At 62.1% G+C, this 11980-nt stretch carries 11 protein-coding genes; 10 read left to right on the forward strand and 1 reads right to left on the reverse strand.

The genetic code is table 11. The features are described 5' to 3' along the window. Window positions 1–4 precede the first annotated feature (4 nt). From mraY to lpxC, 9 genes are all read left to right on the forward strand, one after another. Window positions 5–1087 (forward strand): phospho-N-acetylmuramoyl-pentapeptide-transferase, encoded by a 1083-nt coding sequence (gene mraY / locus BTW08_RS13945; protein ID WP_075563134.1) that lies wholly within the window; start codon window positions 5–7, stop codon window positions 1085–1087. 70 nt (window positions 1088–1157) lie between these two features. Further along, entirely contained in the window at window positions 1158–2513 is a 1356-nt protein-coding gene (gene murD / locus BTW08_RS13950) for a UDP-N-acetylmuramoyl-L-alanine--D-glutamate ligase (RefSeq protein WP_075563135.1), read from the forward strand. Further along, entirely contained in the window at window positions 2507–3763 is a 1257-nt protein-coding gene (gene ftsW / locus BTW08_RS13955; protein ID WP_246837752.1) for a putative lipid II flippase FtsW, read from the forward strand. The genes murD and ftsW overlap by 7 nt, the downstream gene beginning before the upstream one ends. Beyond that, window positions 3756–4841 carry an undecaprenyldiphospho-muramoylpentapeptide beta-N-acetylglucosaminyltransferase gene (murG, locus tag BTW08_RS13960; RefSeq protein ID WP_075563136.1) on the forward strand — a complete coding sequence of 362 codons (1086 nt, stop codon included), beginning with the start codon at window positions 3756–3758 and terminating at the stop codon, window positions 4839–4841. Before ftsW ends, murG begins: the two co-directional genes overlap by 8 nt. Before the next feature lie 34 nt (window positions 4842–4875). Beyond that, a complete protein-coding gene (gene murC / locus BTW08_RS13965) occupies window positions 4876–6285 on the forward strand; it encodes a UDP-N-acetylmuramate--L-alanine ligase (protein WP_245392278.1) in 1410 nt (469 codons plus the stop codon). A 55-nt stretch (window positions 6286–6340) separates the two neighbouring features. Further along, window positions 6341–7060 carry a cell division protein FtsQ/DivIB gene (locus tag BTW08_RS13970; RefSeq protein WP_075563138.1) on the forward strand — a complete coding sequence of 240 codons (720 nt, stop codon included), beginning with the start codon at window positions 6341–6343 and terminating at the stop codon, window positions 7058–7060. Window positions 7061–7395: 335 nt separating this feature from the next. Next, entirely contained in the window at window positions 7396–8667 is a 1272-nt protein-coding gene (ftsA, locus tag BTW08_RS13975) for a cell division protein FtsA (protein ID WP_075563139.1), read from the forward strand. A gap of 30 nt (window positions 8668–8697) precedes the next feature. Beyond that, window positions 8698–9867, forward strand: coding sequence for a cell division protein FtsZ (gene ftsZ / locus BTW08_RS13980; protein ID WP_075563140.1), 1170 nt, complete (start codon window positions 8698–8700; stop codon window positions 9865–9867). Window positions 9868–9980: 113 nt separating this feature from the next. Continuing rightward, entirely contained in the window at window positions 9981–10892 is a 912-nt protein-coding gene (gene lpxC, locus BTW08_RS13985) for a UDP-3-O-acyl-N-acetylglucosamine deacetylase (protein WP_075563141.1), read from the forward strand. Window positions 10893–11053: 161 nt separating this feature from the next. On the opposite strand, the gene BTW08_RS13990 is transcribed toward lpxC, so the two are convergent. Then, complete coding sequence (locus BTW08_RS13990) at window positions 11054–11539, reverse strand: DciA family protein (protein WP_075563142.1); 486 nt, start codon at window positions 11537–11539, stop codon at window positions 11054–11056. 62 nt (window positions 11540–11601) lie between these two features. On the opposite strand from BTW08_RS13990, the gene BTW08_RS13995 reads away from it, so the two are divergent. After that, window positions 11602–11946, forward strand: a complete 345-nt coding sequence (locus BTW08_RS13995; protein ID WP_075563143.1) for a hypothetical protein — start codon at window positions 11602–11604, stop codon at window positions 11944–11946. Window positions 11947–11980 lie beyond the last annotated feature (34 nt).

Below are 11980 nucleotides of genomic sequence, written 5' to 3' on the forward strand. Positions count from 1 at the left end.
ACTCATGCTGCTTTTTCTGGCTGAACTGCTGACCCATTTTCAAAGTGCTTTCAATGTTTTCGGATACCTGACCCTGCGCGTGATTCTGGGCACGTTGACAGCGCTCTTTCTGAGTCTGTGGATGGGACCACAGATGATTCGACGTCTGGTCGAGCGTCAGATCGGTCAGGCCGTGCGCGACGACGGCCCACAGTCGCATCTGTCCAAGGCCGGCACGCCGACCATGGGCGGGGCGCTGATTCTGGTCTCGATTGCCGTGAGCACGCTGCTGTGGGGCGATCTGACCAACCACTACGTATGGCTGGTGCTGGCGGTGACGCTGGGCTTTGGCGCCATCGGCTGGGTCGACGACTACCGCAAGGTGGTCGAGAAGAACCCTCGTGGTCTGCCCGCGCGGTGGAAATACTTCTGGCAGTCGGTCATCGGGCTCGGCGCCTCGATCATTCTCTATTTCACCGCCGCGAGCCCGGTCGAGACCAGTCTGATCGTGCCGCTGTTCAAGGACGTGGTGATGCCGCTCGGCGTGTTCTACATCGTCGTGAGTTATCTTGTCATCGTCGGCAGTTCCAATGCGGTCAACCTGACCGATGGTCTCGACGGGCTGGCGATCATGCCCACCGTACTGGTTTCCATGGGACTGGCGGTGTTCGCCTACGCCAGCGGCAACGCGGTGTTCGCCAACTATCTGCACATTCCCGAAGTGGCGGGGGCCGGCGAGCTGGCGGTATTCTGCGGCACCATCGCCGGGGCCGGGCTCGGCTTCCTGTGGTTCAACACCTATCCCGCCCAGGTCTTCATGGGGGACGTCGGTGCGCTGGCGCTGGGCGCGGCGCTGGGTATCGTCGCGGTCATCGTGCGTCAGGAGATCGTGCTGTTCATCATGGGCGGGGTGTTCGTGATGGAGACGGTGTCGGTCATCCTTCAGGTCGGTTCCTACAAGCTTACCGGTCGCCGGATTTTCCGCATGGCGCCGTTGCACCACCATTTCGAACTCCAGGGCTGGCCGGAGCCGCGGGTGATCGTGCGCTTCTGGATCATCACCGTGATCCTCGTCCTGCTGGGGCTGGCGACCCTGAAGCTGCGTTAATGTCATGAGCGATCAGTCGGGGATTGCGCGAGTCGTATCGCGTTCGAAGAAGGACGACGGAAGTGGGGCGATGCCCTGGCTGGTCGTCGGGCTGGGAATATCCGGCCGGGCGATCGCTCGGTTTCTGCAGCAGCGCGGCGAGCGCTTCGTGGTAACCGACACGCGGGCAGCGCCGCCCGGCATCGACGCGTTCCGCGAGGCCTATCCGGACGTCGAGATTCATCTCGGCGATCTGGCGGGGCTGGATCTGTCGAGCTTTGCCGAGATCGTCGTGAGTCCCGGCGTCGATCTCGGCCGCAGCGGTCTGGCCGCGGTACGCGATCGCGTCATCGGGGAAATTTCCCTGTTCGCGCGCCATTGCAAGGCACCGATCGTGGCAATTACCGGGTCGAATGCCAAGTCCACGGTGACCACGCTGGTCGGGGAGATGGCTCGGGAGGCGGGCAGACGAGTGGCCGTGGGCGGCAATCTGGGCGATGCCGCACTGGATCTGCTGATCGATCATCCGGATGCCGAGCTATTCGTGCTCGAGCTGTCGAGCTTCCAGCTGGAGACGCTGGACGCTCTGGGGGCGAGCTGTGCCGCTTTCCTCAACCTGTCCGCGGATCATCTCGATCGCCATGGTGACATGGCCGGATACCGGCACGCCAAGGCGCGAATATTCGAGGGCGCGGCGCATGTCGTCGTCAACGGCGAGGACCCCGCCACCTGGCCGGACGACACCTCGTTGCCTTGCGAGCGCTTCACGACGCATTCGCCTGCAGGCGACGCCTGGGGGATCGCCAGTCCGGGTAGCGTGCCAGGGGAGACGGAGGCCACGGGCGAGTGGCTGTGCCATGGCCAGCAAGCCTTGATGCCGGTCAGCGAGCTGCGCCTGGCCGGGCGTCACAACCAGGCCAATGCGCTGGCGGCGATGGCGATCGGACACGTTGTCGGCTTGCCGCTGGCGGTCATGCGCGGTGTTCTGGCCCGGTTTGCGGGCCTTCCCCATCGCGGTGAGATCGTCGCCGAGCGTGGCGGCGTGCGCTGGATCAACGACTCCAAAGGCACTAACGTGGGCGCGACCCTGGCGGCGATCGCCGGGTTGGGAGAAACCTTGACCGGGCGCTTGATCTGGCTGGGTGGCGGGGTCGGTAAAGGGGCGGATTTCTCGCCGCTAGCGGCACCGCTCGCCCGGCACGCTCGCGAGGCGATCGTCTTCGGTCAGGATGCGCCGCTGCTGGTCTCGGCGCTCGAGTCGCAGGTAGCGACGTGGCGTGTCGAGACGCTTCTGCAGGCCATGCGCCGGGCGGCTTCGATCGCCGAACCCGGCGACTGTGTGTTGTTGTCACCCGCTTGCGCCAGTCTCGATCAGTTTCCCAACTATCTGGCGCGGGGCGAATCGTTCCGGAAGATTCTCGATCAAGGACAGGAAGTCGCATGTTGAAAGCCATGTTGAGGACGTCGCAGGATCGGCTCACCACGCGGCATCACGCATTCGATGGCTGGCTTCTGCTGGCCACGCTTTCGCTGATGCTGATCGGCTGGGTGATGGTGACCTCCGCCTCGACCGAAATCGCCGCCAATCTGACCGGCAACCCTTATTACTTCAGCATTCGGCATGGCATTTTCGTGCTGGCGGCGATCGGGGTCGGCCTGGTCGCCGTGTGTCTGCCGCTGGACTGGTGGCGTCGAAAGGGGCCATTGATGCTGATCGGTGCGCTGCTGCTGCTGTTCTTGGTGCTGCTCGTGGGCCGCGAGATCAATGGTAGTCGCCGCTGGATCCCGCTGGGTATCATCAATATTCAGGCCTCGGAAGTCGCCAAGCTCTGCTTGATCGTCTACGTAGCCGGCTACCTGGAGCGGTATCTGCCTGAGGTTCGGCGAAGCTGGGGCGCGTTCATGCGGCCGTTGGCGGTGATGGCTCTGATCGGCTTTCTGCTGATTTTGGAGCCCGACTACGGGGCCGTCGTGGTGCTGACCGGCTGCGTGATGGGAATGCTGCTGCTCTCGGGTGCCCCGTTGTGGCGATTCCTGCTGATCCTGGCCGTCGTCGGCTCGGGGGCGGTGATGCTGGCAGTGGCGGAGCCTTATCGTCTTCAGCGCATCACCAGTTTTGCCAACCCCTGGGCGGACCAGTACAACACCGGCTACCAGCTGACTCAGGCGCTGATCGCCTTCGGTCGCGGCCACTGGTTCGGCCTGGGGTTGGGCAACAGCGTTCAGAAGCTGTTCTATCTACCCGAGGCGCATACCGATTTCGTCTTCGCCGTGCTGGCGGAAGAGCTGGGACTGTTCGGTGCCATTGCGGTAATTCTCCTGTTCGCGCTGCTGGTGTTCCGCGCCTTCCGGATCGGGCGCAAGGCCGAGCTGGCCGGGAACCCGTTCGCGGCCTACCTCTGCTACGGCATCGCGCTGGTCATCGGCGCCCAGGCGTTCATCAACATCGCCGTCAGCTCCGGCATGCTGCCGACCAAGGGCTTGACGTTGCCATTGCTGAGTTACGGCGGCTCGAGCCTGATCATCAGCGGCATCATGATGGCCATTCTTTTCCGGGTCGACGCCGAAGTGCGGCGACTGGGACGGCGACCGATGCCCGAGGACGATTCCCGTCCCGATTTGAATTCCCGTCCTGAAACCGACATCGGGCCTGGCGTCCGGCCGGCGCGTGGCACGACGGAGCCCGATCATGAGTGAACTGAGGCGCGTCCTGATCATGGCCGGGGGCACCGGCGGGCACGTCGTGCCGGCGCTGTCGCTGGCCCGGGCCCTGCGCGAACGTGGTGTCACGGTAGAGTGGCTGGGAAGCCCGCGCGGGATCGAGAATCGTCTCGTTCCCGCTGACGGCATTCCGCTGAACCAGATCGATGTGACAGGGCTGCGAGGCAAGGGGTTGGCCGGCTGGCTGGCGATTCCGTGGCGTCTGACGCGTGCCATCCGGCAGTCGCGCCGGGTGATCCAGCGTTTCGACCCGCAACTGGTCGTCGGCCTGGGCGGATTTGCCAGCGGTCCCGGCGGGCTGGCGGCGCGATTGAGCGGCAAACCATTGGTCGTCCATGAACAGAATGCCGTCGCCGGACTCACCAATCGCTCACTGGCGCGGCTGGCGACGCGCGTCTACGCCGCCTTCCCGGGGGCGTTTCCCGGTGGCAAGGCCGAGGTGGTTGGCAATCCGGTGCGCGCGGATATCGCCGCGTTGGGTGAGCGGCCCCGAACGGCCGAGCAGATGAACGGCCGTGCGCTGCGCCTGCTGGTGCTGGGCGGCTCGCTGGGGGCGCAGTCGCTCAATCAGAAATTGCCGGAAGCACTGGCGGCGCTGACGTTGTCGCCGCGGCCCGAGATTCGTCACCAGGCCGGGCGCGACAAGGACGATGTCACACGAGACGCCTATCGCGCGGCCGGTGTCGCAGCCGAGGTTAGCGCTTTCATCGATGATATGGCCGAGGCCTATGACTGGGCGGATATCATCGTGTGTCGCGCCGGGGCGCTGACCATCGCCGAGCTGTCGGCAGCGGCCAAGCCGTCGTTGCTGGTGCCGTTTCCGCACGCTGTCGACGATCACCAGACCCATAATGCGCGCCACCTGGTCGAGGCCGGTGGCGCCGAGTTGATCCAGCAGGCCGAGTTGACCCCTGAACGTCTCCAGGCGGCGCTCGAGTCACTTTTACAGCCCGACGTGCTGGCGCGAATGGCGGTCCAGGCTCGGCGGGTAGCCCACCTCGATGCCGTCGATCGTCTGGTCGACGGCTGCATGGAGATCGATTTTGAGCGATAGCATTCAGACGCGTCCGACGCGATCGCATCTGGGCATGCGGCGCATCCGTGGCATCCATTTCGTCGGAATCGGCGGGGCCGGCATGTGCGGTATCGCCGAAGTCCTGGTCAATGAAGGGTATGAGGTCAGTGGCAGCGATCTGCGCGAATCCGCGGTGACGCAGCATCTACGCCAGTGCGGCATTCGCGTGGCGATCGGTCATGCGGCGGTCAACGCCGAGGGTGCCAATGTCATCGTGGTGTCGACGGCAGTCGATCCGACCAATCCCGAGATCCAGTGGGCGCGCGAGCATCGCGTCCCGGTCGTACGCCGGGCGGAGATGCTCGCCGAATTGATGCGCTTTCGTCATGGCATCGCCGTTGCCGGTACCCATGGCAAGACCACGACCACGAGTCTGTTATCGACGCTGTTCGCCGAAGCCGGACTCGATCCGACCTTCGTCATCGGTGGCAAACTGACCAGTGCCGGAACCAACGCGCGGTTGGGTAGCGGTGACTTTCTGGTCGCCGAGGCCGACGAATCCGATGCGTCTTTTCTCCATCTCCAGCCGATGACATCGATCGTCACCAATATCGATGCCGACCACATGGCGACCTATGATGGCGATTTCTCGCGGTTGAAGACGACGTTCATCGAGTTCCTGCACAACCTGCCGTTCTACGGTCGTGCCGTGCTTTGTCTCGACGATGACAACGTGCGGGAATTGCTGCCCCAGGTTCAGCGCCAGTTCGTGACATACGGTTTCAGCGAAGAAGCCGATTATCGAGTGAAAGACTTCCAGCAGACTGCCGAAACCATCCGCTTCGTTGCGGAACGCCCCGACGGCCTGGCTTCGCTGAACATCACGCTGGCAATGCCCGGTACCCATAATGCGCTGAACGCGCTGGCGGCGATCGCCGTGGCCACCGATGCGGGCGTCAGCGACGACGATATCGTCAAGGGGCTGGCGTCGTTCGGAGGTGTCGGCCGGCGGTTCCAGGTTCATGGCCATTACTCGCTGCCTAGCGGTGGCGAAGTGATGCTCGTCGACGACTATGGCCATCACCCGCGGGAAGTCGAGATGGTGATCCGTGCGGTGCGGGCTGGCTGGCCACAGCGTCGTCTGGTGATGGTTTATCAACCACATCGCTACAGTCGTACCCGCGATCTCTACGAGGATTTCGTGCGCGTGCTTTCCGGCGTCGACACGCTGCTATTGCTGGATGTCTACGGTGCCGGTGAAGCGCCGATTCCGGGAGCCGAAGGCAAGACGCTGGCGGGATCGATTCGCCAGCGGGGCCAGGTCGACCCGCTGTTCATCGAAGAGAAGTCGGCTCTGCCGGCGATCCTGTCGCGGGTGTTGCGCCCGGGGGACATTCTGCTGACGCAGGGCGCCGGTGATATCGGCGGCATTTCCCAGCGACTCGCCCAGAGTGCGCTCCATCTCGACGAGGTGGACCTTTGAGCGAGTCACCAAGGATCGACAATGGGCGCGACGACGTCAGTATGGGGCGATCGACATGAACGCGAACGCGCGGGGTACGCTACTGGGTGTGCTCATGCTCGTCGTGCTCATCGGTGCCGGCGGCAGGGCGCTGTGGTTATGGCTGGACAAGCCCATCGAACGGGTGTCGATCAGCGGCGACCTGAATTACGTGAGCGCGAGTTACCTGCAGAAGGAATTGGCGCCACTGGTGAGGGGGCACACCTGGCTGTCTCTATCCTTGACCGATCTGCGCAACGAAGCGCGTCAGATCGGGTGGCTTCGAGAAGTGACAATCTCACGGGAGTGGCCGAATACTCTGCGCTTCGTGCTCTACGAACAGGATCCAGTCGCCCGCTGGAATGATGATCGGTTGCTCAACAGCCGGGGACAGTCGTTTGCCCCCGGGCCGGTGACCGACTTGGGTCGTCGGCTACCTGATCTCGGCGGCCCCAAGGGATCGGGTCGAGAAGTGCTGGGTTATTACGACTCGTTGCGCCGTACGCTGTCCAATCTCGGACTGTCGATCACCCAGTTGAGATTGGAACCTCGAGGCGCCTGGCGTTTTCAAGTCAATGATGGCGTGTGGGTGATTCTGGGACGTACCGACTTGGACGCACGACTGGCTCGTTTTATTGCTGCATGGAAGCGACAGTTAAGTGAGGAAGCGTCGCAGATACGCTACATCGACTTGCGTTATCCCAACGGAGTTTCAGTGGCGCGCCATGGTGAAACGACCGCGACCTCCGATGATTAGTCCTTGTCATCATGGTTCGTAAAGATGGCCTCGATCTCCCGGCTGGCGCATCCTGGAGAACATCACTCGGTAGTTGGACGGAAACAGTAGCAGGACTTTGGCCTCGTCCGACCCTCGTCGACATACCGCTATTGGCCCATTCTGTTATTTCTCGCGGCTGTAAATAGCCGCGAGCCTCCTTCCTTATTTCCCTTTTAAAGAAAAAGAGCTTAATGTGGCTTTTGTTTCAGTGATGGGCTGGTGAAAAAGGTCGACTTGTTCCTATAATAAGCGCGAGTCTTTGTTAGCCCATTTTTATCGGTTTACTGGTGAAGTTTGAGGAGCGACCCCGACCTATGGCAGGACAATCCAACGCTTCCAACATGGTGGTCGGGCTGGATATCGGAACATCCAAGGTGGTCGCCATCGTGGGGCAACCCACCGACGATGGCGGGTTGGAAATCGCCGGGATTGGTTCACATCCTTCTCGTGGTATGAAGAAGGGTGTCGTGATCAATATCGAATCAACCGTTCAGTCGATTCAGCGTGCCGTGGAAGAAGCCGAGCTGATGGCCGGCTGTGATATTCATTCCGTGTATGTCGGTATCGCCGGGAGCCACATCAGCTCCATGAATTCCGATGGCGTCGTGGCGATCAAGGAGCGTGAAGTCGCGCAGGCCGATATCGAGCGCGTGATCGACTCCGCCCGCGCCCGTGCTATCTCGGAAGGTCAACGAGTGCTGCACGTCATCCCCCAGGAGTTCGCGATCGATACCCAGGAGGGGATCCGCGAGCCGCTCGGGATGTCCGGCGTACGCCTCGAGGCGCGCGTGCATCTGGTGACGGCGGCGATGAACGCCGTGCAGAATATTGAAAAATGTGTGCGACGTTGCGGTCTGGAAGTCGACGACATCATCCTCGAACAGCTCGCCTCCAGTCATGCGGTGCTGACCGAAGACGAGCGCGAACTCGGCGTGTGCATGGTCGATATCGGTGGTGGCACGACGGATATCGCCGTATTTACCGAGGGCGCCATTCGACACACCGCGGTGATCCCGATTGCCGGCGATCAGGTGACCAACGACATCGCGATGGCGTTGCGAACACCGACCCAGTATGCCGAAGACATCAAGGTCAAATATGCCTGCGCGCTGACACAACTGGCGAGCAGCGATGAAATGATCAAGGTTCCCAGCGTCGGCGATCGTCCGGCGCGGGACCTTTCGCGCCAAGCCTTGGCGGAAGTCGTGGAACCGCGTTACGAGGAACTCTTCACTCTGGTGCGCGAAGAATTGCGTCGCAGTGGCTATGAGGACCTGGTGGCGGCTGGCGTCGTGCTGACGGGCGGCACCTCTCGCATGGAGGGGGTCGTGGAGCTGGCGGAGGAGATATTCCACATGCCGGTTCGCATCGCCTGCCCGTACAATGTCCGCGGTTTGGCGGACGTGGTGCGCAACCCGATTTATTCGACAGGTGTTGGTTTGCTATTCTACGGAATGAAAGATTCCAAGCACTCTCGCGCAGTATCAGCCCAGCCTCAACGGGAAGATCTACTTCCCCGGCGCGCAACCAGGGATGAGGTTTCGACGCTGGAGCGACTCAAAGGCTGGTTTAAAGGAAATTTCTGACAGGCCGCACGCGGTCTTGGAGACGGGGCAATGTTCGAACTAGTAGATAACGCACCTTCTAGTAGTGCAGTCATCAAAGTCATCGGTGTCGGCGGCGGCGGCGGCAACGCTGTCAACCACATGGTCGAGAGCAACATCGAAGGCGTCGAGTTCATCTGCGCCAACACCGATGCCCAGGCGCTCAAGCGCGTGGCGGCCAAGACCGTACTGCAGCTGGGTGGCGAGATCACCAAAGGGCTGGGCGCGGGAGCCAATCCGGATGTTGGACGTCAGGCCGCGATGGAAGATCGCGAGCGCATCGCGGAAATGCTGCAGGGTGCGGACATGGTCTTCATCACTGCCGGCATGGGTGGCGGTACCGGTACCGGTGGCGCGCCCGTCGTGGCCCAGGTGGCCAAGGAACTCGGCATTCTGACGGTCGCTGTCGTCACGCGACCGTTCCCGTTCGAAGGTCCGAAGCGCATGCGCGCGGCGGAAGAGGGAATGAAGGAGCTCTCCGAGTACGTCGATTCGCTGATCACCATTCCCAACGAAAAGCTGCTGTCGGTGCTGGGCAAGAATGCCAGCCTGTTGACCGCGTTCAGCGCCGCCAACGATGTGCTGCTGGGTGCAGTCCAGGGGATCGCCGAGCTGATCACCAGCCCCGGTATCATTAACGTCGACTTTGCCGACGTGCGCACGGTGATGTCGGAAATGGGGATGGCGATGATGGGCACCGGCGCGGCGACGGGTGAAAACCGTGCGCGTGAAGCCGCCGAAAAGGCCATTCGCAGCCCGCTGCTCGAAGATATCGACCTTCACGGCGCCCGCGGCATCCTGGTCAACATTACGGCCGGTCCGGATCTCTCCATCGGTGAGTTCAACGACGTGGGGGCAACGGTTCAGGAATTCGCTTCACAGGATGCCACCATTGTCGTGGGTACCTCCATCGACATGGAAATGTCCGATGAGCTGCGGGTGACGGTTGTTGCTGCAGGTCTCGACGCGCAGAAAGAGAAGGCGGCTCCTCGCGAAACTGCGGCTTCACGTCCGGAAACGACCGACTATCGCAAGCTGCAGCAGCCGGCGGTAATGCGCCAGCAGGCAGCGCGTGCCGAGCAGGAAGCGGCGGCGAAGAAGCCCCAGCAGGACCGACGCAAGTCTTCGGATATGGACGACTATCTGGACATTCCGGCGTTCCTGCGTCGTCAGGCGGATTGATAGCTTTTTAAGCTGCCGATCATCATTCTGTAACGTCGATATGGTTGGTAGGCTATTGGTTTGGTGTTATAGTGAACACCGTTTCCAAACCATTTGACTGTTAGGTCGATGCCATGATCAAACAACGAACGTTGCAGAACACGATCCGCGCCACCGGCGTGGGGCTCCATTCCGGAGAGAAAGTGTATCTGACGCTGCGTCCTGCGGCGCCCAACACGGGCATCGTGTTTGTGCGTACCGATCTCGACCCGGTGGTGCACATTCCGGCTCACGCCGAGAGTGTCACCGATACCAATCTGTGCACCGCGCTGTCCAAGGATGGCGTCAAGGTGGCCACGGTCGAGCATCTGATGTCGGCGTTCGCGGGTCTGGGTATCGACAACGCCTATGTCGAACTGAGCGCGCCGGAAGTGCCGATCATGGACGGCAGCGCCGGGCCGTTCGTCTTTCTGATTCAATCGGCGGGTATCGCCGAGCAGGCGGCGGCTAAGCGGTTCATTCGTATCAAGCGCGAAGTCACGGTCAATGACGATGGCAAGCAGGCGACCTTCCTGCCGCACAACGGCTTCAAGGTCAGCTTCGCGATCGATTTCGACCATCCTGTCTTCGAGCAGCAGAAGCAGACGGCCAGCGTCGATTTCTCTACTACCTCCTTCGTCAAGGAAGTGTCGCGAGCACGAACCTTCGGTTTCATGCGCGATCTGGAATTCCTGCGCTCACAGAATCTGGCCCTGGGCGGCAGCCTCGACAATGCCATCGTTGTCGACGATTATCGCATCGTCAATCAGGACGGCTTGCGATATGACGATGAGTTCGTGAAGCACAAGATGCTGGATGCGATCGGCGACCTCTATCAATTGGGTTGCAGTCTGATCGGCGAGTTCAAGGGCTACAAGTCCGGCCATGGACTCAATAATCAGCTCTGCCGCGAGCTGCTGGCTCATCCAGAGGCTTACGAAATCGTGACCTTCGAAGAGTCGACTCAAGCTGCGCCTATCTCTTATGCAGCGCCTGCCATGGCGTAATACGCCAGTCGTGATCCTTTTACTCACGCGGCCGAGGGTGCCGCTGGGTTGGACGCCGATCTTCGGATCGGCGTCGTCGTGTCTGCGTGTTGGAAATCTCGGCGGTCATCATCGTCAGCTCGTGCGCTCAATTCGTACGGACGTGAAGTCCGTCCCCCGCGCTACGTCGGGGTTTCGTCGGCGGGCTCGGAAGGCGCATCGGCATGAGACGCCAGTCGATTCAACGAGCGCTTGAGTGGGGAGTCATCGAGGTTTTCCGCGCAGTGGGAGAGCGCCTCGGCGCCGGCCGCCGACAGGCGTCGCGTGTGGCGCGGCACTGCCTTGACGGGACGGATCGGACGCACCTTCAGCGAAAATTTCATGATCGCCTCGAATCCCGGCAGCTGATGCAGCAGCTTGAGCAGGCGCGGCTGCTCGTAACGCAGCCAGGTCAGCCAGGCGGCGCGATCGGTGATCAGTGTCAGCACGCCGTCGCGGTAGCCACCGACGTAAAGATGCTCGGCGACATCCGGCGGCAGCTGACGCCTCAGATGCGTCTGGGCGCGTTCGATCAGTGTCGCCATGCGCATGACGTCACCCAGCCCGCCGGGTTGTTCCAGCAGTCGGGAAACGGGCTGGGCTCGTAAACGCTTAGCCTTTATACTCATCGGCCTGCACGCAGTGGGAAATGTCCCGCTAAACCTATCACGACGCGGAGTTCGTCGACAGCATGACTTCGGCCAAAGCGCAGTCCGGTCAGCGCGGCGCCATCTGGCGCCCCCGGCAGCGAGCCCATTGGTGGCTGGCCAGCGTGCTGGTCGGTTGTCTGCTGCCTGCAGGTCTGCTCCACGCCGAGGCATTACGGCTGGCCGAGCGCCTGACCCAGGTCTATCTGATGGCCCCGGAGGCCATTCGCGCGGAATCCCGGCGCGTCGCGCGCGTGGCTGCCAAGCGACCCGTTCATCCGCAGGCTGCGGCGGCCCGAGCGCGACGCTCGTTCTATGTTGAACCTGCTATCTCCCTCAGCGCCGCACTGGATGTCATCTCCCGCCGCGGTCCGCCGGTTTCTGCCTGATCTCTGGTCATACGTTTCATCTCATCGGCAGCCG

Origin of the sequence: Salinicola sp. MH3R3-1 (assembly GCF_001937155.1) — a bacterium.
Classification (GTDB): Bacteria; Pseudomonadota; Gammaproteobacteria; order Pseudomonadales; family Halomonadaceae; genus Salinicola; species Salinicola halophyticus.